Source organism: Prosthecobacter gellanilyticus, assembly GCF_007992435.1.
GTDB lineage: Bacteria > Verrucomicrobiota > Verrucomicrobiia > Verrucomicrobiales > Verrucomicrobiaceae > Prosthecobacter > Prosthecobacter gellanilyticus.
In genome coordinates this window covers 1-22,682 of the sequence record NZ_BKAG01000073.1, presented here as the reverse complement: position 1 = coordinate 22,682, position 22,682 = coordinate 1, and the positions used below count along the sequence as shown (strand labels likewise).

20 protein-coding genes are annotated in these 22,682 nt (G+C 59.2%); 7 read left to right on the top strand and 13 right to left on the bottom strand.

Annotated elements, in window-relative coordinates; all coding sequences use genetic code 11:
* On the top strand, positions 1–1,390 hold a 1,390-nt coding region (locus tag BGE01nite_RS27100; RefSeq protein WP_146855762.1), incomplete at its 5' end, for a prenyltransferase/squalene oxidase repeat-containing protein.
* Between the two features lie 179 nt (positions 1,391–1,569).
* On the opposite strand, the gene rpoD is transcribed toward BGE01nite_RS27100, so the two are convergent.
* Positions 1,570–3,471, bottom strand: coding sequence for an RNA polymerase sigma factor RpoD (rpoD, locus tag BGE01nite_RS29760; protein WP_146855760.1), 1,902 nt, complete (start codon positions 3,469–3,471; stop codon positions 1,570–1,572).
* Between the two features lie 253 nt (positions 3,472–3,724).
* Between rpoD and BGE01nite_RS27090 the strand changes: the two genes are divergently transcribed.
* Positions 3,725–4,219, top strand: coding sequence for a hypothetical protein (locus tag BGE01nite_RS27090; RefSeq protein ID WP_146855758.1), 495 nt, complete (start codon positions 3,725–3,727; stop codon positions 4,217–4,219).
* An 18-nt stretch (positions 4,220–4,237) separates the two neighbouring features.
* On the opposite strand, the gene BGE01nite_RS27085 is transcribed toward BGE01nite_RS27090, so the two are convergent.
* Positions 4,238–4,762 carry a hypothetical protein gene (locus BGE01nite_RS27085; RefSeq protein ID WP_146855756.1) on the bottom strand — a complete coding sequence of 175 codons (525 nt, stop codon included), beginning with the start codon at positions 4,760–4,762 and terminating at the stop codon, positions 4,238–4,240.
* Between the two features lie 143 nt (positions 4,763–4,905).
* Between BGE01nite_RS27085 and BGE01nite_RS27080 the strand changes: the two genes are divergently transcribed.
* Positions 4,906–5,793, top strand: a complete 888-nt coding sequence (locus tag BGE01nite_RS27080) for a sterol desaturase family protein (protein ID WP_218033115.1) — start codon at positions 4,906–4,908, stop codon at positions 5,791–5,793.
* Between the two features lie 577 nt (positions 5,794–6,370).
* Here BGE01nite_RS27080 and BGE01nite_RS27075 read toward each other — a convergent pair.
* Positions 6,371–6,910: an NUDIX domain-containing protein gene (locus tag BGE01nite_RS27075; RefSeq protein WP_146855766.1), complete on the bottom strand. Its 540-nt coding sequence runs from the start codon at positions 6,908–6,910 to the stop codon at positions 6,371–6,373.
* Between the two features lie 86 nt (positions 6,911–6,996).
* A complete protein-coding gene (locus tag BGE01nite_RS27070; RefSeq protein WP_146855754.1) occupies positions 6,997–7,767 on the bottom strand; it encodes an SDR family NAD(P)-dependent oxidoreductase in 771 nt (256 codons plus the stop codon).
* 134 nt (positions 7,768–7,901) lie between these two features.
* Between BGE01nite_RS27070 and BGE01nite_RS27065 the strand changes: the two genes are divergently transcribed.
* Positions 7,902–8,540: a 3-keto-disaccharide hydrolase gene (locus tag BGE01nite_RS27065; protein WP_146855752.1), complete on the top strand. Its 639-nt coding sequence runs from the start codon at positions 7,902–7,904 to the stop codon at positions 8,538–8,540.
* A 24-nt stretch (positions 8,541–8,564) separates the two neighbouring features.
* The gene (locus BGE01nite_RS27060) at positions 8,565–9,527 is read left to right on the top strand and encodes an SAM-dependent methyltransferase (protein WP_146855750.1); all 963 of its coding nucleotides are present in this window, start codon (positions 8,565–8,567) and stop codon (positions 9,525–9,527) included.
* Here the strand turns inward: BGE01nite_RS27060 and BGE01nite_RS27055 are convergent.
* The 4 genes from BGE01nite_RS27055 to BGE01nite_RS27040 all read right to left on the bottom strand — a co-directional run bounded on the left by BGE01nite_RS27055 (position 9,499) and on the right by BGE01nite_RS27040 (position 13,642).
* On the bottom strand, positions 9,499–9,987 hold the full coding sequence (locus BGE01nite_RS27055) for a cytochrome c oxidase assembly factor Coa1 family protein (protein ID WP_146855748.1): 489 nt from the start codon (positions 9,985–9,987) through the stop codon (positions 9,499–9,501). The two genes, BGE01nite_RS27060 and BGE01nite_RS27055, sit on opposite strands and share 29 nt — an antisense overlap.
* 32 nt (positions 9,988–10,019) lie before the next feature.
* Positions 10,020–10,250 (bottom strand): FmdB family zinc ribbon protein, encoded by a 231-nt coding sequence (locus tag BGE01nite_RS27050; protein WP_146855746.1) that lies wholly within the window; start codon positions 10,248–10,250, stop codon positions 10,020–10,022.
* Positions 10,251–10,374: 124 nt separating this feature from the next.
* A complete protein-coding gene (locus BGE01nite_RS27045; protein ID WP_218033114.1) occupies positions 10,375–11,916 on the bottom strand; it encodes an MFS transporter in 1,542 nt (513 codons plus the stop codon).
* 196 nt (positions 11,917–12,112) lie between these two features.
* Positions 12,113–13,642, bottom strand: coding sequence for an MFS transporter (locus BGE01nite_RS27040; protein ID WP_146855744.1), 1,530 nt, complete (start codon positions 13,640–13,642; stop codon positions 12,113–12,115).
* A 122-nt stretch (positions 13,643–13,764) separates the two neighbouring features.
* On the opposite strand from BGE01nite_RS27040, the gene BGE01nite_RS27035 reads away from it, so the two are divergent.
* Complete coding sequence (locus BGE01nite_RS27035; RefSeq protein ID WP_146855742.1) at positions 13,765–14,079, top strand: gamma-butyrobetaine hydroxylase-like domain-containing protein; 315 nt, start codon at positions 13,765–13,767, stop codon at positions 14,077–14,079.
* Positions 14,080–14,085: 6 nt separating this feature from the next.
* Here BGE01nite_RS27035 and BGE01nite_RS27030 read toward each other — a convergent pair whose 3' ends face one another.
* The 4 genes from BGE01nite_RS27030 to BGE01nite_RS27015 form a co-directional block, all read right to left on the bottom strand.
* Positions 14,086–15,558, bottom strand: a complete 1,473-nt coding sequence (locus BGE01nite_RS27030) for a glycosyltransferase (protein WP_146855740.1) — start codon at positions 15,556–15,558, stop codon at positions 14,086–14,088.
* A gap of 178 nt (positions 15,559–15,736) precedes the next feature.
* The gene (locus tag BGE01nite_RS27025; protein WP_146855738.1) at positions 15,737–16,468 is read right to left on the bottom strand and encodes a hypothetical protein; all 732 of its coding nucleotides are present in this window, start codon (positions 16,466–16,468) and stop codon (positions 15,737–15,739) included.
* 56 nt (positions 16,469–16,524) lie between these two features.
* Positions 16,525–17,622, bottom strand: coding sequence for a glycoside hydrolase family 3 N-terminal domain-containing protein (locus BGE01nite_RS27020; protein ID WP_146855736.1), 1,098 nt, complete (start codon positions 17,620–17,622; stop codon positions 16,525–16,527).
* Between the two features lie 178 nt (positions 17,623–17,800).
* The gene (locus BGE01nite_RS27015; protein WP_218033113.1) at positions 17,801–18,154 is read right to left on the bottom strand and encodes a type II secretion system protein; all 354 of its coding nucleotides are present in this window, start codon (positions 18,152–18,154) and stop codon (positions 17,801–17,803) included.
* Positions 18,155–18,444: 290 nt separating this feature from the next.
* Between BGE01nite_RS27015 and BGE01nite_RS27010 the strand changes: the two genes are divergently transcribed.
* A complete protein-coding gene (locus BGE01nite_RS27010; protein ID WP_146855732.1) occupies positions 18,445–21,264 on the top strand; it encodes a zinc-dependent metalloprotease in 2,820 nt (939 codons plus the stop codon).
* A gap of 67 nt (positions 21,265–21,331) precedes the next feature.
* On the opposite strand, the gene BGE01nite_RS27005 is transcribed toward BGE01nite_RS27010, so the two are convergent.
* The gene (locus BGE01nite_RS27005; protein WP_146855730.1) at positions 21,332–21,556 is read right to left on the bottom strand and encodes a hypothetical protein; all 225 of its coding nucleotides are present in this window, start codon (positions 21,554–21,556) and stop codon (positions 21,332–21,334) included.
* Positions 21,557–22,682: the final 1,126 nt, after the last annotated feature.

Below are 22,682 nucleotides of genomic sequence, written 5' to 3'. Positions count from 1 at the left end.
ACCCGGCGGCGGCTCGCAGCAGGGAGCGCAGGCTTCTGCTGAGATGAAGCACAAGGTGAATCAGAAGAAGCGCACCAGCCTGAACAAGACCGTGCCGATGAAGAAGATCGTGAGCACGAGCAGCAACTCGGCGATCTCACTTCCCGATGCGCCGCCTGATCTTCTGGATGTGCCGGATGTGAGCTCCATGATCGGTGGTGGCTCCCTGGGCAGCGGTGGTTTCGGCAAAGCTGGTTCGGGCGGTGGTTTCGGCACGGGCATGGGCATGGGCGCCATGCAGGGCTTCGTGAGCCTGCCACCTTCCATGCGCAGCCGTTGCTCACCGCAGGAGCGCTTGAAGAAGCTGGCGGAGAGCGGTGGCAGCCCAGAGTGCGAGCGCGCGGTTTCAAACTCGCTGGAGTGGCTGAAGACGAAGCAGAATCCTGATGGTTCCTGGCCCGGCCCGAACAAGGCTGCCATGACCGGCTTGGCTCTGCTTTGCTACCTGGGCCGCTGCGAGACTCCAGATTCACCCTTCTATGGCGACACGGTGCTGAAGGGCATCAACTACCTGATCGAGCTTTCCCATAAGAACGAGTACGGCTACATCGGCGAAGAGATCAAGAGCGGTGGCAGCACTTATGCGCACGGCATCGCGACCTATGCGCTGGGTGAGATGTACACACTGGCACGTCTGGGCAACAAGGAGCTTCCAGGCATGAAGGACGCCTTCGTGAAAGGCGTGAAGCTCATCATCGACAACCAGAACAAGCGCGGCTCCTGGACCTATGGCGGTGCTGAGAAGGGCAAGCCCTATGCTTATGATAAAGACAGCGGCGGTGAAGACCTTTCCGTGGCGGGCTGGCAGTTCCAGGCGCTCAAGGCGGCCAAGAACTCCAGCTTGAAGATCGAAGGCCTGCACAGCGCGCTCGACAAGATGGTGGAGTACGTCATTTCGAAGCAGACCAAGGACGGTGGTTTCGGCGGCGCGAGCCGTGATGCCCACTACAACCAGTGGTCCCTCACCGGTGCCGGCTCCCTGGCCCTGCAGACGGCGGCTAAAAACAAAACCGCCGCCACCAACAAGGCGATCGACTTCCTTCATCGCTTCCTGGAAGCCGAGCCTCTGGACTGGAACAAAAACTGCAACCCTTACTGCTGGTACTACTACACCCAGACCTTCTTCCAGGCAGGTGGTGAAGAGTGGAAGTTCTACAACCAGCAGTTCCTGCCGCAGATCCTTTCCGCCCAGCAGCCCGATGGCAGCTTCAAGAAAGGCCGCCCCAACTGGCCTGCCGGTGATGCTCCTGATCCAGTGTACCGCCAGGCTCTCTGCACTCTGATGCTGGAAGTGTACTACCGCTACCTGAAGGTCGCAGACCGCGAGGAATCAAGCTTCTTCGACCGCTGATCAGCCTTTAGCCTCGCCAGCGTTTCATTTCACATCCCTCATCTGCTCGCAGGTGGGGGATGTTTCGTGATGAGGCAGGGAATGCAGCCTTTCGTGCTGGTCTGTGAGCAGAGAGCCCATGGCATGAAAAAGGGCTCATGAGATTTCATGAGCCCTGATTCAAAAAACCTAACCAATGATCATTCAGCGCCGAAGAAGCCGCCCAGCTTGCGGATACGAGTGGGGTGGCGAAGCTTGCGGAGGGCCTTGGCCTCGATCTGGCGGATACGCTCGCGCGTGACGCTGAACTGACGGCCCACTTCTTCCAGGGTTCGGCCGGCACCGTCCACAAGACCAAAGCGCTGCTCGAGCACTTCACGTTCGCGTGGGTTGAGGGTGTCGAGCACGTCCTTGAGCTTGTCGCGCAGGAGGTTCATGGCGGTGAGCTCCATCGGGTCGCGGGCTTCCTTGTCCTCGATGAAATCACCAAACTCGGTATCGCCCTCGCTGTCACCGACCTTCGCCTGCATGGAGACCGGCTGCTGGGACATGCGCAGGACAGCGTTCACGCGCTCGACCGGGAGGTGGATCTCCTCGGCGATCTCGTCCGGAGTCGGATCACGCCCGAGCTCCTGCACGAGCTGTTTGTGCACACGCATGAGCTTGTTGATCGTCTCGATCATGTGCACCGGAATGCGGATGGTGCGGGCCTGATCAGCAATGCTGCGGGTGATGGCCTGACGGATCCACCACGTGGCATACGTGGAAAACTTGTAACCGCGGCGATACTCGAACTTCTCCACGGCACGCATCAGCCCCATGTTGCCTTCCTGAATGAGATCGAGGAAGGACAGGCCGCGGTTCGTGTACTTCTTGGCGATGGAAATGACGAGACGCAGGTTCGCCTCGATCATCTCCGTCTTCGCACGGGTGGACTCAGCCACGCAGCGGCGTGCATCTGCGGCGATCTTGCGGAAGCCTTCGGCGCTCTGCCAGCCGTCCTGCTCGAACTGATGGAGCTTGTCCTTGAGACTCTGAGTGCGCGGATGCTCAGCCATCTCGGTCTCGAGTTCATCAAGCTCGACGAGCTTGCGCTCGATGAGAGCCACGAAGTCCTCGTTGATCTTCTGCTTGAAGAAGAACTTGGCGCAGAGCTTGAAGAAGGCGGTGCGGGAAGAGTCGAAGGCAGTCTGGGCAGTTTCTCTTTTCTTGCCAGCAGGAGCGGCGCAAAGAGCCTTGTACAGTGTGGCGCCCTTCTTGATGGCATCATCTGCCTGAGTCACCAGCGGGGTCAGTTTCTTAAAGTAAAGGTCGCGCTCTTCGGATTTGCGATCAATCACCAAACGGTCGAAGCGCTCCAGTCCATCCGCCAGATTCTTTGCATACTGCAGGTAGCTGATGGCCACGAAGCCGACGTTTTGCAGGCAGTGAAGCAGATCTGTTTCAGCCTTCTCGATGCGTTTGGAGATCTCGATCTCCTGATCACGAGTCAGCAACGGCACCTGGCCCATCTGACGAAGATACATGCGCACCGGATCATCAAACTGATCCAGCTTGGGTGCCTCATCCTTGGCAGCTGCGGCGGGTGTTCCAGCCTTGGCGGCGGCCACGGGTGCCACGCGGATAGTGGGTGCCTCGGCCTCGTCGGTGATCTTGATCTCCAGTGAGCGGAGACGGGTCAGCACCTCCTCGATCAAATCCGTGGTGACGATGCCGATGGGCAGGGCGTCATTGATGTCATCCCAGTTCAGATGATCCTGGTCCTTGGCCAGACGGATCAGGCTGCGGATGCGTGACTGCACCTCGGGCGCGTTGATGTCATTGTAGACGACAACAGACGGGGCGGTATAACCATTTTTAGGTGGACGGCCGCGGCGGCGCTTCAGCAAGGTGCCGTCTGGTGAGACCAGCGGCTGGGCAGCCGCCTTCTCCACAAAGGGGTGCTTGCGCGGCCGACCCCGGCCACGCTTTGGCGTCTGGCCGCTGGTCGAGGACGCTTGGCTGGCTGACGCAGCAGACGAAGCCGACGCCGGGGCAGCTGCGGACGCAGTGGCGGGGCGGGCGGACTTCTTGGCAGGAGTTGTTTTTTTAGAGACGGCCATAGGTGCCGTGAAATGCCTGGGGAGGGACAGGCATCATGGGGGGATTTGCGAGGGAGACCGCTGAATATGAAATCAGCGCGCAGACGGTCAAGACGATCTTCAGCTTAATACACATTCTCTATGACCATGGCAGAGAACGCCAAACGGCGCCCATCTGGGCTGGAAAGCGTTTGCCTCAAAAGTGCCAGCGTGCTAGCTGGACATCCCTCCCAAATCCTGATTTCACCTTTTCCCCAACCACGTATCCGGCTCCATGTCCCCCCAGCAACTCCTCGAAGCCATCGGCCCTGAACTGCGCAACCAGATCCTCGGCTACATCCAGAATGATGAGCGCCCGGCGTATCGCGCGATGATGAACTCCCTGGCCGCCGCTAGGAAGCTGCGTCCGCAGTTCGTGCTGGAGAAGTCCCGCGCACAGCAGCAGGAGTGGCTGGTGGCCCAGCTGAATCTGAAGAGCAACGGCCCGGTGATCGAGCAGCTCATCCAGATCTGGCTGCTGAAGTCCCAGAGCCAGATGCTCATCACCTTCCTGAACGCGGTCGGCATTGAGCACGACGGCAAAGGCCAGGTGGAAGATCTGCCGGAAGCCATCGAACAGGACAAGGCGACCGCAGGCATCGATGCTCTCCTCGCGGCTTATCCGGCCAAGCAGGTCGCTCTTTATCTGCACATGTTCCAGAGCCAGCGCCCAGAGGGCTGGGAAGGTCTCACCAAGGCCATCGAGGCCAACGGCACGGTCTCGCTTTAATAGGAATAGAAGCGCATCTCAACGAGGCAGCTCATCCGGGACCTCACGGTCCTGGATGTTAAGCGCCATCTCGATCTGCTGCTCGATGTAGAGCGCCCGCTCAGGTGCCAGCCCCAGATCGACCAGCTTTGACTGGGTGCCATCAGACATGAGCACCCAAACCTGATAGCGCTTTTGCAGTCCCTGGTTGGTGCGGCGTCGAAATTCTTTGCAGAAGAACTGGTTAATCTGGGCCGTCGCCACGCTGCGGTTGCCAGGCCAGGGAAGAGGACCATGGGCCACAGATACGTGGCTGTGCGTAACGATGATCCGCGTGCGGTTGATCAGATGGGCCAGCGTCAAGTAACTGATTCCGATGCCCATGGTGACATGCATGACTGGGATCACCAGAGTGATCATGGGGTCCGTCCTGCCTTTCGTGAATGATGGTAAAACGATCAGAACGACGATCCAGAGGATGGAGAGGGGAATCATCAGCAGGCCAGCCGGGCTCCGCCACTGACGGGTGATGACGAGGCCGTTCGCTGTCTGCTCCAATGACATCTGGTGAGGCCGGGAAATGAGCGGACGTGATCTGAAAGAGCCAGGCTGCGTGTGGTCCATGACGCAAATGTCAGCGTGCAATGTTTGGCACGTCAACTGCACTGTGCTTTTCGATTCTGGACAGCCTGCTCATTCGAGGGCAGATGTCACAGCTCTGTCACATGGAAGCTTTCCGCGAACAAAGCCTGATGCTCTTCAGCGTGCCGGTGATCTTGATCGCCATTCTGGTCGAGATCATCCTCACGCACTTTCAGCACATCCGTGCCTACACCTGGCGCGAAACCCTGACCAATTTCTATCTCGCTGGGCTCAATGGCAGCCTGGATCTTTTGCTTCGCTCCATCGTCGTCCTGCCGGTCCTGCTGTTTTGCTGGCATCACCGGTTGTTTACCTTGGACAAAGGCTGGATCTACTGGCTGGCGCTCTTTCTCATTGAGGACCTGGCCTATTATGTACTGCATTTCGTGGATCATCACTGCCGGCTCTTTTGGGCGATACACGTCACTCATCATTCCTCACCGGAGTTCAATTTGACCACAGGCTTCCGCTCTTCCGTCTTCCAGCCCGTGTATCGCACGGCCTACTTCGCCCCGATTGCCTGGCTGGGTTTTGAACCGCTGGACGTCTTGTTCATGTATGCCGCCACACAGATCTACGGCAGTTTCATTCATACGGAAAAGGTCGGGAAGCTGGGATGGCTGGAGTACGTGGTGGTCACCCCATCACACCACCGGGTGCATCATGCCTCGAACTCCCGCTACCTGGACAAGAACATGGGCATGTGCCTGATCATCTGGGACCGGTTGTTTGGCAGCTTTGCCGAGGAGGATCCAGCCGAGCCGCCAAAATACGGGCTGACCAAGGCCATCCCAGACCGTGGCCCGATGAACATCGTCTTCCATGAATGGCGGGATATGCTGCGTGACTTTAGGGAAAGCCCCCTGCCGTGGCGACAGAAATTGGGGTATTTTCTTCGAGGCCCAGGATGGCGACCTTTCCACCCTGAAGAAACTGACCAGACCTCCAGCTGAATAGGGTTTCTTCGGTATTGGATAATACAGCTTCAGGAAGGTCGTTTCTTCGCAGTTCCTGAGCAGTTTTTCAGGAACAATTCACAGGTTATTCACACCCTCAAAAACACCGCCTGTGCCGCCGCTTCCCGGCGTTCCTGACGTCAAACCGAAAGGCGAATATGAGACGTGTCCGGAAGGCATAAAAGACGTGGAACGTCGACTTTAAGGCCGTGGAACGATACAAAATTGACACATTACCAGAGGGTAATGTTGAGGGCGAAAAACCTTCCTTGAGCAATCCACCGCCCTCAAACAATCGCCCAAAACGTTGATTTACAACGATATACAAATTCAGTTAGATAAGCTAAATGTGGCGCTACCCACTACACAACACAGCTCTAATCCTCATGGTGGTCTGGGGGCACCCATGAAAGCCCCATTGTGAAGAAGCTGCGGCTCAATCCGCCCGCAAAGTTGTGCCCGCGACTGGTATCTTTATGATCATCCGCGTTAAACCAGGAAGGTATTGACTTCGTGCTTCTTGATGGGTTTTGCCCAAATTCTTCACACCCTTAACCAAAAGGGCGGCCATAACCTATTTTGAGGCCAGGGCGAGCAGCGCCAGCACGCTTGGACTGTCCTTGATGCGACCGTCTTTTGCCATGGCAATGGCTTCACTCAGAGGAAGGCGTTTCACATGCAGTTTCTCGGTTTCCTCGGGGCAGGCTTCGCCCTGGGTGATGCCGCGGGCCACGAAGAGATCGCAAACCTCGTTCGTCGTGGAATTGGAAAGCTGCAGGCCAGTGAGAAGGGGCTCAATGGTTTCGGCGATCAGCCCGGTTTCCTCCAGGAGCTCACGACGGGCGCACTCGGCAGGCGTTTCGCCAGCCGGGCAGCCCCCCTCCGGGATCTCCCATTCATAACTCTCATGGCAGTAGCGCCACTGGCCGACCAGCCAGGTGAAGCCTTCGTCATCAATGGGTACCACGCCCACGGCGATGTTTTTGTATTCCACCACGCCGTAGATGCCCGGGCCACCGCTTGGATTGAGCACCTGATCCTCCCGCACCCGGATCCAGGGGTTCACATAGGTTTCGCGGGTGCTGAGGGTGGTCCAGGGGTTGGTTTCGGGCATGGGATTCGCTGTGCCGTTGAGAAAGGCAGCGGTCAAGAGGGAGGGCAAGGAGGTATGCTGTGGCAGAACACCTCCCCAACTTTCCTTTACAACACGTTCACGGCTGCGCCGCCGTCCACCACCAGGGCCTCACCAGTGATGTAGCTGCCGGCATCGCTGGCCAGCATCAGGGCAGGGCCGGCGAGCTCGCGTGGAGCCGCCCAGCGCTTCAGGGCGGTGCGGTCTGAGAAATACTTCTTCTCCTCGTCATTGAGGAGCTTTCCGGGCATGTCCGTCAGGAAGGGGCCGGGACAGAGGCAGTTCACGGTGATGCCGTAGGGGCCGAGATCGAGAGCGCTGGCACGGGCGAGGCCGATGAGCGCTGCCTTGCAGGCGCAGTAGACATTCCGCTTCAAGCGGCCACCCACGCCCAGCACGCTGGAGATGTGGATGACGCGGCCCCATTTGCGGGCCTTCATACCCGGCACGATGGCGCGTGTGAGACCCATGACGCTGGTGAGGTCCACCTCGACGTTCTTGTCCCAGACCTCGTCGGTGATCTCATCGATGGCCTGCGGGTTGTTGATGCCGGCGTTGTTCACCAGGATGTCTACTTTTCCCAAACGCTTCTCGGCTTCGGCGGCGAGGGCTTTGACCTGCGCACGATCCGCCATGTCGGCCACCATCCACTCCACACGCACGTTCAAGCCTGCGCTGATCTCAGCGGCCGCTGCCTGCAGCTCTTCAGCGCTGCGGCTGGAGATGAAGACATCCGCGCCAGCTTCCGAGAAACCGCGTGCCATGGCTTTGCCGAGACCTTTGCTGCCGCCCGTGACGAGCGCGCATTTGCCGGAGAGATCGAAGAGAGGGGAGGACATGGAGGGAATGACGAAATCAGAATGACAAATGACGAATATGGAAGGTGGGAAGTGGGAACGGAAAGTAAAAAGCGGACTGGCAGGTAATTTCAGCTTTTCGCAGGGGGCTTTCTGCCTTTCCCTCCGGCCCCACCATGAAAACCCGCCCCTTCCTCTCCGCTCTGCTCGCTCTTTCCATCCTTCCTGCCTTCGCTGAAGAAGACGGTTTTGTGCCGCTCTTTGATGGCAAGACCATGACCGGCTGGCGCAATCCCTATGAGTGGGGCCAGATCGAGGTCAAGGATGGCGAGATCCATCTGACGGGTGAGAAGAAGTTCTTCGTGGTCACGGAGAAGACCTATGGTGACTTCATCTTTGAAGGTGACATCAAGCTTCCGGAAGGCCAGGCGAACAGCGGATTCATGTTCCGCGCGCATGTACAGCCGAACAAAGTGTTTGGTTATCAGGCCGAGGTGGATGGTGATGCCAAGCGCAAGTGGTCCGGTGGTCTCTATGATGAAGGTCGCCGCATGTGGTTCATCAGCCCGATCAAGGGCAACAAGGAGAGCGAAGAAGCCTTTCGCGCTCGTGCAGGCGATACTTTCAAGCGCAACGACTGGAACACCTACCGCATCACCTGCAAGGGCAACAAGCTCAAGATTGAGGTGAACGGCGTGGTCACCACGGATGTGGAAGACGCCACCGATGCGGCTGGCATCATCGCCATCCAGCATCACGGTGAAAAGGGCGCGACCTACAAGTTCCGCAACCTGCGCATCAAGGAGCTGAAGTAACCGCAAGCTCGCAGCTTCCCACCGATGCCCGAGACCTTCGCTGCTTTCATGGCGCGTGCTTTGCACGATCCGCAGCGCGGCTACTATGCCCGCCGAGTGCAGGGCATCGGCGGGGAGCGTGGGGACTTTGCCACTTCGGCCACTCTGTCTCCGCAGCTAGGACAAGCTGTCGCAGGATGGCTGGATGCATGTCGGCGTGACATGCCGCAGGTCCGGCATGTCATCGAGGTCGGTGCAGGGAATGGAGCGCTGATGCAGACGGTGCGTAAGTCTCTCGGCTGGTGGGCTCGGAGCAGGCTTTGCTGGCATGTCGTGGAGACCTCGACCGTGTTGCGCGATCAGCAGAAGCAGCGGCTCGGTGCGGGCATCACCTGGCATGACACTTTGGAGCGTGCGCTCGATGCCTGTGGAGGATCAGCGTTCATCTACCATAACGAACTTTTAGATGCGTTTCCGGTGCGGCTTGTGCAGTGGCAGAATGACGCATGGAACGAGGTGAGTGTGGAGTTTGCGAGTGGCCGGGCTTGTGAAGTGCTGGAACCACTGACGCTGGAAAGCGAAGGCTTTTCAGCAATCGCGCAGGCTCCCTTGCATCCGCAGCAACGCTATGAACTGCATGAGAGTGTGCGTGACTGGCTTCGTGGCTGGACACCGCATTGGAAGCAAGGGGCGATGCTCACGGTGGACTATGGCGATGTGTTTCCGGCGGTCTATCACCGGCGGCCTCGAGGAACCCTGCGAGCTTATTTGATGCACAGCCGCATGGAAGGGCAGGACCTCTATGAGAATGTGGGACGCCAGGACATCACGGCGGATATCAATTTCACGGACTATCGCAGATGGACACGTGAACTAGGGGTGCAGGAACAGGCCTGGCAGACTCAGGCTGAGTTCATTCGATCCTATCTGCCGAGAGCTACCGGCCCACTACTGGATCCGGAAGGCGCTGGTGGTGCCTTCAAGGTGGTGATTCACCAGAGGGGATAGCCCGGCGCTCCAGAGGCACGAGCGGCAGCAAGTCCACATGCTCGCCGGTCTTGCGGATCGTGGCGGTCATCGATTTGTAGGTCCATCGGCCCTGCTTGCCTTCGGCATCCACATGGACGGAGACCTCGCCCTTGGGACCGGAGATCGGCAGTGAGAGCTTGGCCGTGCCGTTGCCATTGAAGTCCTTCAGGCTGCCGGCGATGAACCAACCGAGCTTCATGGGCTCGCCCACCTCGCGCTGAATGACCTCAGACTTCTGAGCGGTCTGGAAGGCGAACTCGCTAGGCTCGGAACGGAGAAGCATGTTGACCACAAAGATGGCGATGCCGATGAAGAGCAGCACGCCGCAGGCCATGAGCATCATGCAGCCACCACAGCCGAAGGCCACGCCCTTGCCGATCGCCGAGGAGTTCTCGCGGCGGATGTTGCCGGGATCGCCGAAAGGAGGTGGTGTGCTCATGGCAAAAGTGGTTAGGTGTGAGTCAGATGTGGTCAGTGACAACCGCAGCCTGAGCCGCAGGAGCCGCCACCACCGCCGCCGGAAGATACCGCAGTGCCACCGCCACCCATGATTCCAGTGCCTCCAATGGGCACACGACGCACCGGCTGGCCGCTGTCGGAGTGCTTGGTGAGCGCATCGTCCTTCATGCTCTGGCGGATTTCGAAGCGCTTGGGCACATCACCCTCATACTGAGGGATGGTTTCATAGACGTAGGTGGGCATGGGGCGAGGAAGGTCGAATGACGAAGCACGAATGACGAAACTCCGACCAGGAAGCAAGCCCGAAAAGCAAAACGGCGCCCCGGTTGCCCGGGACGCCGCTGGGATGCTAGCTTGAGAAAATCAATCAGGAAGCCTGCTCATCAATGCGGACGACCTTGTAGCCGCCAATAGCTTTGAAGTAGAGCAGGAGGAGGAGATAGATTGCAGCCATCGTCATCGGGATGAAGGAGTCTGCCTTCAGTGTGGCGCGGTCGCCCTTCTGGTCGGCTTCGACGACAGTCTTCTGCTGAGGGGTCTTCTCCTTGGCTTCCTTGGCAGCAGCAAGCTTGGTGCCGTCCAGACCATAGGCCTCAGTGGAGGCGAGGTTCAGGAAGGTGGAAGGCTTCTCAGCCTTGTACTCGGAGTAAAGAGCAGCGTCAGCCTTCTTCAGTTCCTCACCGGCGAAACGGTCCTTGCCGTAGCCCAGACCTGGGCCACCGATCAGACCTGCGGAGAGCATGCCGATGCCACCCATGATGGACATGGCGACAGCGCCAGACTGCGGATAGCGGTCACCCACGACAGCGAGCATGGTGGGCCAGAAGAAGGTCTTGCCGACGGCATAGATACCGAGAGCGACGAGGGCCATGGAGAAAGTCTGCATGCCGCTGGCCAAGTTCAGGCCGACGCAGGCGATAGCCGCGCAGACGAGCAGGAGGCCGATCGGGGAGAGCTTGAGAGTCTTCTCGATCCAGTGAGCGCAGAAACGCAGACCGAACATGATGGCCGAGGTCCAGATGAAGAGGTACTTGCCCTGCTCAGAGGTGAAGAGGTTGCCCGTGATGTTCTGGATCCAGCCATCCGTGCCGAGTTCGACAGCCCCCACGAGGGCGTGGGTCACGAAGAGCACGAAGAGGATGAAGGAACCGAGGGAGAACTTGGTCATCAGTGCCACAACGATGAGGAGCACGCCACCCACGGCATAGCCAATGTTCTTCGCCTGCTCAGGAGAGAAGGCCTTGAAGATGTCGCCAAAGAAGAGGGAGAGCAGGTAGCAGGCAACCAGAGCGCCGAGGATACCGACTGGCTTGAGCATGCTGACGAAGCTGGCGCCTTTCTCGGCGGCTTCGGATTTCGGGAACTTCTGACCCAGGAACATGATCGCATAGAGGGCGGTCGGCACGAGGTAGAGAGCGAGCTGAACCTTCCAGCCGAGCTGCATCTTGTCGTCGAGCACCCAGCCGGCCACAGAACCGAGCACCATGCCGGCAGGCCAGGAGGCATGTAGGATGTTCAGGTAGTGCGTACGGTTTTCAGGGAACAGCGTGGCCACAAGCGGGTTCGCCACAGCTTCGAGAGTGCCGTTGGCATAAGCGAAGATGAACATGCCCCAGAAGAGGAAATTATAAGCGTTCGCAGGGGTGCTGGCACCGAAGGTCACGAAAGCGGAGAGCACGTGGCAAAGGAGCGCCAGGGCGACCAGCTTGCCATACCCGATCTTGTCCACGATCACGCCACCAATGATGATGCCAAAGCAAAAGCCGGAGAAGCCTGCGCCACCGATGGCACCCAGCTGAGCAGCCGTGAAGCCATACTCCTTGCCCCAGTTGTCAAAGATGCCGCCGCGGATGGCGAAGCCGACGCCTGCGGCGAGAATGGCCATGAAGCCGGCCCAAAGAAGGCGCATTCGATTGTTTTCACTCATAGTGGGAGATGGAGATGGTTGGTGGGGATAATGAAGTTATTGATGACGCCCGTCAGACCTGTCTGAGCGACCGGGAACAAGCGCGCGAGGTTTTAGAGGGGGCAGGCTGAGGTGACAAGATAAAAAAGGCGGCCTTCGAAAAGGCCGCCTCGTAGGAAAAAGCTGAAAGATTTCCGGCCTAATGTCCGCCGATGGCCACGGGCTTGTAGCCGCCCTTGGCACGGAAGTAGAGCCAGAGGACGAGATAGCAGAGCAGCATGAAGCCAGGAAGCACGGCGATGTCCGTGAAGGCACCGCGCTTGCTATCGGCCTGCACGGCGGTCAGTTCCTGGGTGTCAGCTTCATTGAGTGCCTTGATCTTCGCCTGATCCAGGCTCGGGGCCTTGCCGAAGATGCTGTCCTTGGCCTGGCCTTCGACTTTGACGAGAAGGGCACCGTGATCTTTCTCCAGGCGCTGGTGCATGTCCTTGTCCTGCTGATAGCCGATGAACGGGCTGCCGAGCACGCCGAGGAAGAGCACACCCACGGCCGACACACCGTTCAGCGTCAAAGCACCGCCTTTGGGGAACTGCTCAGAGGTCAGGCCAAGCGTGGTGCTCCAGAGGAAAGTCTTGCCGAGAGCGTAGATGGTGGAAGCGCCAACGATGGCCCAACCGACACTCTTGGAGAGCAGCATCAGCCCTGCGATGGCAACTGCCGAGCCAAGCACGAGCAGGCCGATGGGTGAGAAGCGGTGCACGATCGGTCCGGCATAAAAGCGCAGGATGGTCATGATGGCAGACACATACACAAAGACCCAGGCGGCAAAGTTTGGCGAGTCCGCAGGACCATTCAGCTTCAGCAGCTCAGGCATCCAGCCGTCCGTGCCGAGCTCCGTGGTGGCGAGAGGGCCAATGATGACGAGCACGAGCAGGAACATCCAGTTGCCCAGCGATCCGGTGTAGAGTCCGGCCACCAATCCGATAGCGGCCCCAGCCATTAGCGAGGCCGTCAAAGACGCCTCTTTGCCAGCGAGCTGCATGATGGCGAAGTACATGAGGAAACCGATGATGAAAAAGCCCACGGCACCAACTTCCTTCAGCATGTCGCGATAGCTCACACCGGCAGCCACGCGCTCATTGACGGGGAATTTGCAGGGAAGAATGAGCAGCGCGTAAAGCACCACCGGGATGAAGCAGAGTGCGAAACGGAACTTCCACACGGCATCAAAAAACAGCGAGGTGTTCGGGAACAGCGCACAGAACAAGGCCCCCAGGGCCAGACCTGCCGGCCAGCCCGCGTGAAGGATGTTCAGCCACTTGGACTTGTCCTTGTTGAAGAGTGTGGCCACGACCGGGTTGATGAAGGACTCGACGGTGCCATTGGCCACGGCGACCAGGAGAGTGCTCCAGTAGAAGGAAGAGAAGCCATCCGCTCGCAGGGTGAGCACGAGGGAAATGAGGTGGCAGGCGATGGCAAAGAGGGCGACCGTCTTGTAACCTATCCAGTCGATCACGAGACTGAAGAAGATGATGCTCAGGGCGAAGGGCCACATGCCCGCACCATTGATGGCGCCTTTCTCATTCTCCGAGAGATTGAAGCCATCCTGCAGCAGGCCGATGGTGTTGGCGCGGACGCCAAAAACAAAGGACGTGGCCACGAGGGCGATGAAGCAGGCCCAGAACAATTTCATGTCGGGCTTGGAGTCGGAGGCGGTGGTGGTGCTCATGAGTCGGGTCGGGAAAAGCGGGCGGATTACAGGGGATAGGACGTTGCACGGCAATCACTTTTTCCATCGGATGCTTGCGGCTTGGCCCTTGTAGGCCGAACCGACCTCATCTAAGCACCTGCATGAACCGCCTGGACCGCATCGAACTCATTGGCAATGAAGTCGCCCTTCTGTGGGCAGACGGGACGGAGCAGTACATCCTCATGGAGCGCCTGCGCGCGGCATCTCCCAGTGCCGAAAACACGGGGGAGCGTGATCTGGTGGGCCGCAAGTTCGGCGGCACGGACCAGAAGGCTTATCCAGGTGTGACGGTGCGCGGCTGGAAGCCAGTGGGTGGGTATGCCCTCCAGTTTGATTTCAGCGACGGGCACAACACAGGCCTCTACACTTTTGATTATCTCAAGCACCTGGGTGCCGGCGGAGAAGCGGCGTCGTGACGCAAATCACGAGCCGCCCATCGAGAAGCGCCTGAAAAGCGATCCTGAGGAGACGTAGAGGAAGCCGAACATGAACAGCATGCGGTAGGGCAGGGCACCCCAGTCCTTCATCTCGATGGCCAGCCAGACGAGCCAGGCGAAGTAGATGACGAGCACGACCTCAATCCAGAGTCCGACGGACTTGCCCGCCTTGTAGTGAAAGGCTTTCTTGGCGGCCTCGCCCTTGCTTTTCACGCCGTATTTGGGAGTGCGGACGAACTCGGATTGCTGACCGAGCAGAGCCTCGATCACCGCGCGTGCATTGTTGATGGTCATGCCGATCCCGAGCGCCATGAAGAAGGGGATGTAGGGCAGGGTCTTCAGCCAGCCCCAGCGGCTCTGCGCGCCTTGGGCGGTGAGGTAGAAACAGATCACGCAGATAGTGGCGAAGAAGAAGACCGGGAGGTCCAGGAAGACGGCTTTTTGCCAGGAGTTCTGCGGCAGGAAACTCCAGGGATACACGAGCACCAGGGAGACCAGCGTGAGCAGGTTGGCAAAATTCGCGCCGAGATGCGCGGTGGCCTCAAACTTGGTGTGCAGGGGCGCATTGCTCCGCCAGACCTGGCCGAGCATCTTTTTGCAAACTTGGATAGACCCTTTCACCCAGCGATGCTGCTGGGACTTGTAGCCGTCCATGTCAGGCGGCAGCTCTGCAGGCACGACGACGTCATTCAGATAGACGAACTTCCAGCCCCGGAACTGCGCGCGGTAGGTGAGGTCCAGATCCTCCGTGAGAGTGTCGGCCTTCCAGCCACCTGCATCATCGATGGCCTTGCGCCGCCAGAGGCCGGCAGTGCCGTTGAAGTTACAAAACTCACCCCAGCGGCTGCGGGAGGTCTGCTCCAGCATGAGGTGTCCGTCGAGAAGAATGCCCTGGAGACGAGTGAGCAGGGAATACTCCAGATTCCGATGCACCCAGCGTGCCTGGACAATGCCAACCTCAGGATTGGTGAAGTGATGGATCGTCTTCAGCAGGAAGTCCGGCTCGGGCGCAAAGTCCGCGTCAAAGATGGCGATGAACTCCCCCTTCACGGTGGCCATGCCTTCATCCATCGCGCCCGCCTTGAAGCCCTGCCGGTTGGTGCGGTGACGATACTCGACCTCGAAACCCTGCTCGCGGAGCTTCTGCGCGTGGGCTTCGCCCAGAGCAGTGGTTTCGTCGGTGGAGTCATCGAGAAACTGGATCTGCAGGCGGTCTTTGGGGTAGTTCAGCGCGCTGACATAACCCACCAGCTGGTCCAGCACGTCCGCCTCATTGAAGATGGGAAGCTGGACGGTGATGACCGGCAGTTCCGTGAACTGTGTGGGAGCCACGGGAGGCGTCCGGCGATGCCGCCAGTAGCCGTAAAGCACCTTCAGCTTGTGCGCGCCGAAGATGGACAGTCCGAAACAAAGGATGATGTAACTGGCGAGCCAGAGGAACGTTTCCCACCGTAACATAAGGGGGAGCTTGAGAGAAAGAGGGAGGGTTGGGGGGACGGGAGGCGGGACTGAAGAGCGGTCGGAAAAACTGACCCGCCATCTGGAAGCGCGCACCATGCCGCGATCTCGGAGCTGCGCACGCGGAAAGGTGTGTCGCCAGCGTTTCCAGACACTGGCCATGCCCATGCAGATTTGCTCAGCCTTCGTTTGCCTCACGCTGGCGGCGGCTCAGATGCCACTGTGTCAGCGCATAAAGCAGGAAGAAGAGCGCGATGAGCACTTCCTTCATCTCGCCATCGTCATGACCGATGTAGGGAATGGGCAGATCCTGTCCCACGATCTTGCGGGCGATCTTGCGAGGTAGCACGCTGAGATTCACCAGGATGGCCATGAAAGCACTCTGACTGGAGGGCCAGAGCCAGAAGTTCAAGCTCGCAGGACCGGGTGCTGGCCGACGGCGCAGCCACCATGGAACGATGATGCTTCCCACGACGGCACCCACGCAAATGCCATTGCGGGCCAGCGTGGTGAAGATGAATTCCGTCCAGCCCTTGAGATTGTGCAGATTGGTCTCGTGCTGACGGTTCAACTCCGCCCACTCTTCTGGAGCCGTCCAATGGCCAAAATGCTGTCCCCAGCTGATCTCCTCCCCCAGGAAGAGAAAGCAGCCAAAGGCAAAGAGAGCCAGGACCACCCGGCGTTTCCAGTCATTGGCCGCCAGCAGCGCACGGAGGCTCAGGACCACCGAGCAGCCCAGAAAGAGCACCGTCAGGTTCTCGATGAGACCGAACTCACGATAGACCTTAGCCTCCCAGTTCCAGCCGGGGACGGTCAAAAAGAGCGGGTAGATGATGATGGCCAATGGCAGGTAAAGCCGGAGCCATTTGGGCAGGGGACTCTCGTAGGTAGGGGGGATGGCAGAGGACACGAACCGGACGTGGGGTTGGATGGATGCGAACCCCAATTATGACAGAGTTGTCACCTTTAGTAAAGCTCGACAGGTGAGCGTTTGCCATCTTCCACACTCAGGACGGAGGCCTTCTCCTCACCCAGCGTGGCCACCCGGAGGTCCCAGATGTCCTTGTTGATGGCGTCGAAGCGGTCGAGGCTGAACTTGTCAGGAGCCACCAGACGTTTCTTGGTTTTCTCGATGCGCACCAGGGCATCATGGATGATCGGGTGCTCCACGCCATCGAGGTGCTGGCGTGCCTGCTCCACCATCTCCAGACGATGGCAGATCATGACGAGGTCATTGCCTGCGCGCACCGCTTCCTGGATGGCCTGCTCAAAGGTCACCTCATTGAGGATGGCACCCATGTCCAGGTCATCGGTCATCGCCAAGCCTTCGAAGCCCAGCTGGTCACGCAGCAGCTTCGTGCAGATGTTATGACTCAGGCTGGCCGGCCAGCGGCCGCGGTCCGGGTCATACGCCGTGTAGTTGCTGTGGCAGGTCATCACGCTGTCGATCTCCGGCAGCAGCGCCGTGTAGGGCATGAGCTCGCTCATCTCCATCTCGCTGCGGCTCTTCGTGATCACGGGCAGGAACTCATGCGGATCACACTCGGCAGGTCCATAGCCCGGGAAGTGCTTTGCGCAGCTCAGGACGCCTTCCTTGCGCATCGCGCGGTTAAAGATGCCGGCATTGTCGATGACCTGCTGGGTGGTCTTGCCCCAGCAGCGGCCTTTGAGGGAGTTGTCCGCCGTGTCGTCATAGGAGATGTCGAGCACAGGGCAGAGGTCCAGATTGAAACCGAAGAGGCGCAGGATCTGGCCCGTGAGCTTGCCGTGCTGCTTGATCAGGGCAGGGTCGCCTTTATCACGCAGGGCCTGGGCATTCGGCGGCTCCTGGCCAATCAAGCGCAGACGAGACACGCGGCCGCCTTCCTGGTCGATGGTGATGAAGGGCTCGATCTTCGAGATGTCACGAAGATCGTCGATCAGCTTCCTGAGTTGCTCCGGGGACTTGATGTTGCGGCCGAAGAGGATGAAGCCACCGGGCTGGAGTTTCTTGAAACGAGCGGCGGTGTCAGAGTCGAGTTCAGGACCGGGAACGCCGGTGAGGAGGAGCTGGCCGAGGGACATGGTGGGTTCGTGAAACGAGGAAGGGTGGCGGTGCGCGTCGTATGAAACGGCTTCGCCACATCAAAGCCACGACGCCCTCAGCACTCAACGTTTCTTTTCAGAGCGAGCCTCGAAAACATGCACCAGGGGAATGGGCCGGGGATCGGTCTGATGGCAGGCATGCCTGCTGGCAGAATGCTCAGCGCTTGTAGATCAGGTCAGACCCGCTCCACTGCAGGTAGTTCAGTGCTCCGGTGATCTCCTGGGTGCCCATCGGGGGTAGTTTGAACTCCCGGTTTCTGAAGACGCCAGAGGTAGGCGTGGTGCCCTGCGCCAGATTGTCAACCGTCGCCGGAATGTCTCCCGCCACCACAAAGCTCGCACCTGCCACGCTGGCGGTGGAGGCCAGGGAAGCGATGGTCTGGGCATTGCGCCGGTCCTTGATCGCATTCACCTCCGAGTAGTGTCCACTCCAGGCAAAGATGATCATGTTCGCCATGAGGCCGATGATCGCAATGACGATCAATAGCTCCATCAGAGAAAATCCGGGCAAGGTCTGCTTTTTTATAATTTTCATAATTATATATAAAAATCACTGATTAAATATCACAGCCATCTTTGCCCGTTCAATACCTATTACACTTACTCTATTTATACAAATTGCTTACAGTCAGAGGTCACCCTGACATTCACGTCACGTTTGCCGCCATGACCTGACATCTGGCTGACGTCCTGACGTTTTTGGCACCTCGTGTCAGGGTTGTGAGAGGAACTCAGGCAAAGAATTCTTGTGATCAGCAATCAAAACCAAGAGATTTCACAGGTCCACGTTTTATCCCGGTCATGCGTTCCCTCTCTCTTCCGCTTTTGATTTCTGCTGGTCTCGCCACGGCCTCCCTTGCCGCCGAAGCTCCCGCCAAACCTGAACCCAGCCCCGCTCCAGCTCCTGCACCGGCAGCCCCCGCCAAACCGGAGGCCAAGCCTGAAAAAAAGCCAGCCCCTGAAGCCAAGCCGGAAGGGAAGAAACCCGAGCCCACGAAGCCTGACCAGCCGCAGCCTGCCAAACCCGCGCCGGCCACTCCCGAACCCGCGAAGCCAGGCGCGCCCCAGCCTCCTGCGGCAGCGACTCCTGAGACAAAGCCTGGCTCTGAAGCCAAGCCCGCCACCCCTCAGGCCGCAGCGCCTGGCGCCACCGCCAAGCCACCGGAAAAGATCAAGTCGGTCGCTGAAGTCACCAAGGGCCACCAGCGCATCGGCGGTCTCTTTGACCTCTTCCTGGATCGCGAAAAGGGCACCGTGCATCTCTACATCAAGAAGGAGCACATCGGCCCGGAGTTCATCTACTTCACCCATACCACGGACGGCGTCGTGCAGGCAGGCCACAACCGCGGCAGCTACGGCAGTGAGGTCATCTTCCGCATCAGCAAGGTGTTCGAGCGCGTGGAGTTCGTCGCTGAAAACACCGCCTTCTACTTCGATCCTCAAAACGCTCTGGCACGCGCCAAGAAGGCGAACATCTCCAACGCCATCCTCGCCAGCGAGGCCATCGTGGCGCAGGACAATGGCGGCTTCCTCATCTCCGCCGGAAACCTCTTCCTCAAGGAAAGCCTCCTCATGGTGAAGTATCCCGGTGGCGATCCCGCCAAAGCCGTGCTCGGCAAGCTGAGCGATACGAAGACCAAGTTCCTGGCGCTGCGAGGCTATCCAGACAACACCGTCGTCGGTGTCGAATATGTGTTTGAAAACCCCGCCCCCTCCTGGACCAGCGATCCCAAAGTGAAGGCCGAGGAAGTCACCGATCCGCGCTACGTCAGCATCAAGGTCCAGCACAGCCTCATCAAGGTGCCGGACAACGACTTCAAACCTCGGTATGAAGATGCCCGCATCGGTTACTTCAGCACCCAGGTCACGGACATGACCAGTACCGATCCCACACCGTATCGCGATGTCATCCATCGCTGGAATCTGGTGAAGCAGAAGCCCGGCACCGCACTCAGCGAGCCCGTGCAGCCCATCACCTTCTGGATCGAAAACACCACGCCGCTGGAACTGCGTGATGTCATCCGCACCGCCACGCTGCGCTGGAACCAGGCCTTTGAAACCGCTGGTTTTAAAGACGCCATCGTCGTCAAAGTGCAGCCTGACAATGCCACCTGGGATGCCGGGGACATCAACTACAACGTCCTGCGCTGGACGTCCTCGCCCAATCCGCCCTTCGGCGGTTATGGCCCCAGCTTTGTGAACCCACGCACCGGCCAGATCCTCGGCGCGGACATCATGCTGGAGTTCAGCTTCCTCACGAACCGCCTGCGCAGCCAGCACATCTTCATGGAGCTCGGTCTTGCCTCGCCTCAGGATGACAAAGACGAGCCCTTCCGCGATCCTCGCCGCTTCTGCGCTGAGGCAGGCTTTGCCCAGCAGGGCCTCATGTTTGGCCAGGCCGCGCTGAAACTCGGAAATGCCTCCATGCCAGACATGAAGGCGCTGACCAATGAGGCGCTCACCAAGCTCATTCTGCATGAGGTCGGTCACACGCTCGGCCTGAATCACAACTTCCGCGCCAGCCATCTCTACAATGCCACAGATATTCATAAAAAGGAAATCACCTCCAAGACCGGCCTCACCGGCTCCGTCATGGACTACATGCCGGCAAACATCGCGCCGCTGAACACACCACAGGGTGAGTTCTACATCACCAAGCCCGGTCCGTATGACCACTGGGCCATCGAGTATGGTTACAGCGAAGGCCTGGAAGATCCGAAGGCTGAAACCACACGCCTGCAGACCGTCGCAGCGCGCTCCCACCAGCCTGAGCTGGCCTTCGGCAATGATGCCGACGACATGCGCAAAGCCGGGAAGGGGATCGATCCCCGAGTCATGATCTATGACATGAGCAGCGACCCCATCGGCTACGGCACCCAGCGCTGCGAGCTGGTGAACGCCAAGCTCAAGGACCTCCTCAAGAAAGAGCCTGAGAAAGGTGATAGCTGGCAGTCCTTGCTCCAGTCCTACGTCACGCTCACACGCGAGAGCGCGGATGCCGTCGTGGCCATGTCGCGTTACGTCGGTGGTGTCGAGGTCGAGCGCGCCTTTGTGGGTCAAGCGCCGAACAAAAAGCCGTACACGCCCGTGGCCAAGGAGAAGCAGTTCGCCGCTCTCGATGCCATGAACAAATACGCCTTCGCCCCCGGTGCCATGGTGCCTCCCGCGGATCTCGTCGCTCACTTGCAGCAGCAGCGCCGCGGCTTTGATTTCTTCAAGGAAGACGAGGCCCCGAAACTTCACGACCGCATCGGCCAGGTGCAGCGCTCGCTGCTGGACCAGCTCATGCATCTGGAAACTCACCGCCGCATTCTGGATTCCGGCCTCTACGGCAACGAAGTCACCCTCGCCCAGGTCATGCGCAAAGTCACTGAAGGCATCTTCACTGGCGATCCAGCCGCCGGCCCCGACTCCATCCGCCAGAACCTGCAGAGCGACTACGTCGACCGCCTCATCCGCATCGTGAACACCTCCGGCTGGCCGCCTGCCGCCCAGGCCGCCGCGTTTGAGGAGATCGAGTTCATCCGCGTCCAGCTTAACACCCATCCATCCTTCAGCGTCGTCAGCGGCCACCGCACCTTCTTGCTGCACAAGATCCGCCGCGGTTTGGATGAGAAGTGAGTGATTGGGGGCGTCAGAGCGTCAAGAGTTGACCCGCTCGACTCCTTGACGCTCCGCCACTATGCCACTACGCCGGATCCAATTGATCCAGCGCCTTCGCCCAAACCTCCTCTGGGATCTCCGCATCCGGCTCCTCGCTGTCCGCCAGTTCCTCAGACTCCGCCCCCTGGGTGGAGATGTATTCCGTCGGATACCCCGCCGCCGTGAGGATCTCGGCCATCTGTTTGGCCTGTTCCGGCGTCGCATCCGGACCGACGTCGAACTCATTGATCTGGTGATTGATAGGTTTCATGAGTGTGAAAAACTGAGGTTTGAGGAGAGAAGAACTGTCTATCCTCAGATCGTCCATCCAGCCTCAAATGGACCTGTCGAAGCCCCAGATCCCTCACGACCGACCTGTGGCGCCCGCGTCTCCTCACTCGCAGGCCAGCCGTTCAAAAACACCTTGGATCAGGTCGGATTCACTCGGATTCCTGAATCCACCTCATCACACCCAGGCGCGGCAGCGCCCCCAAAACCCCGGTAGGGAAGAGCCCCGTTCTCCGAAGCAGGACTGCGAAGGATGAATGTGTCTCGTCCGAAACTTAAACTCACCGCACCTCGCCACCTGCCCGAGGCCCGAGTTTTTCCAACCCCGCTCTCGCCCCCTGGAGGAAGAACGCCCGCGCCCTATCACTCCCATGAAATCAACTCGGATCAGGTCGGATTGACTCGGATTCCCTGAAACCCGCGCCGCGAAACGCGCCAGCATAGTAGCCATCACACTCCGTGTGATGAGCAAACAACCCCACCAACTCCATCCACCCTCGCCCCTAACAACAGGTTGGATCCAGTCGGATTCACTTGGATTGACTTTCCCGATCCCAAGCCACCGTAAACAACCGTCAACCACGGTAAACAATCGTAAACTCGTCCCCGTCCGCGTCGTCAAGGCCGGCAGAGGCACACTCGGCATCGACGGCAAAGCCCCCGCCGAGGCTTCAAGTTCAGAGCCAGTCCCGACCACCGGAGAATCAGCCGCAACCGCAGCGTCAGTTTCAGTCTCAAGATCAAGATCAAGATCAAGATCAAGAGGATCATCAGATAAGTTCATAAAGGTGAGTGAGCGCCCAAGACAGGCTCCCCACACTCCTCGAACTCCCCCTCCGCCCCAAGTGACCCAAGCGGCCCCTTTGGACACCGCAAAAAGCGCGCTCGCCCTAACCAAAAGCGCATTAACATGGAGGCACCAAGTCGCCCCTCGCTACCACCCAGACGCGGCAGCGCCCCCAAACCCCTGGTAGGGAAGAGCCCCGTTCTCCAAAGCAGGACTGCGAAGGATGAATGTGTCTCGTCCGAAGCTCAAGCTCACCAAACCCCGCCATCTCTCCCGAGGCCCAAGCTTTTCCAACCCCGCTCCGCCCCTGACGAAACACGGT

Coding starts and splice junctions, on each gene's coding strand:
- rpoD (WP_146855760.1), bottom strand. CDS start 3,471: ATGGCCGTCTCTAAAAAAACAACTCCTGCCAAGAAGTCCGCCCGCCCC.
- BGE01nite_RS27090 (WP_146855758.1), top strand. CDS start 3,725: ATGTCCCCCCAGCAACTCCTCGAAGCCATCGGCCCTGAACTGCGCAAC.
- BGE01nite_RS27085 (WP_146855756.1), bottom strand. CDS start 4,762: ATGTCATTGGAGCAGACAGCGAACGGCCTCGTCATCACCCGTCAGTGG.
- BGE01nite_RS27080 (WP_218033115.1), top strand. CDS start 4,906: ATGTCACAGCTCTGTCACATGGAAGCTTTCCGCGAACAAAGCCTGATG.
- BGE01nite_RS27075 (WP_146855766.1), bottom strand. CDS start 6,910: ATGCCCGAAACCAACCCCTGGACCACCCTCAGCACCCGCGAAACCTAT.
- BGE01nite_RS27070 (WP_146855754.1), bottom strand. CDS start 7,767: ATGTCCTCCCCTCTCTTCGATCTCTCCGGCAAATGCGCGCTCGTCACG.
- BGE01nite_RS27065 (WP_146855752.1), top strand. CDS start 7,902: ATGAAAACCCGCCCCTTCCTCTCCGCTCTGCTCGCTCTTTCCATCCTT.
- BGE01nite_RS27060 (WP_146855750.1), top strand. CDS start 8,565: ATGCCCGAGACCTTCGCTGCTTTCATGGCGCGTGCTTTGCACGATCCG.
- BGE01nite_RS27055 (WP_146855748.1), bottom strand. CDS start 9,987: ATGAGCACACCACCTCCTTTCGGCGATCCCGGCAACATCCGCCGCGAG.
- BGE01nite_RS27050 (WP_146855746.1), bottom strand. CDS start 10,250: ATGCCCACCTACGTCTATGAAACCATCCCTCAGTATGAGGGTGATGTG.
- BGE01nite_RS27045 (WP_218033114.1), bottom strand. CDS start 11,916: ATGCGCCTTCTTTGGGCCGGCTTCATGGCCATTCTCGCCGCAGGCGTC.
- BGE01nite_RS27040 (WP_146855744.1), bottom strand. CDS start 13,642: ATGAGCACCACCACCGCCTCCGACTCCAAGCCCGACATGAAATTGTTC.
- BGE01nite_RS27035 (WP_146855742.1), top strand. CDS start 13,765: ATGAACCGCCTGGACCGCATCGAACTCATTGGCAATGAAGTCGCCCTT.
- BGE01nite_RS27030 (WP_146855740.1), bottom strand. CDS start 15,558: ATGTTACGGTGGGAAACGTTCCTCTGGCTCGCCAGTTACATCATCCTT.
- BGE01nite_RS27020 (WP_146855736.1), bottom strand. CDS start 17,622: ATGTCCCTCGGCCAGCTCCTCCTCACCGGCGTTCCCGGTCCTGAACTC.
- BGE01nite_RS27010 (WP_146855732.1), top strand. CDS start 18,445: ATGCGTTCCCTCTCTCTTCCGCTTTTGATTTCTGCTGGTCTCGCCACG.
- BGE01nite_RS27005 (WP_146855730.1), bottom strand. CDS start 21,556: ATGAAACCTATCAATCACCAGATCAATGAGTTCGACGTCGGTCCGGAT.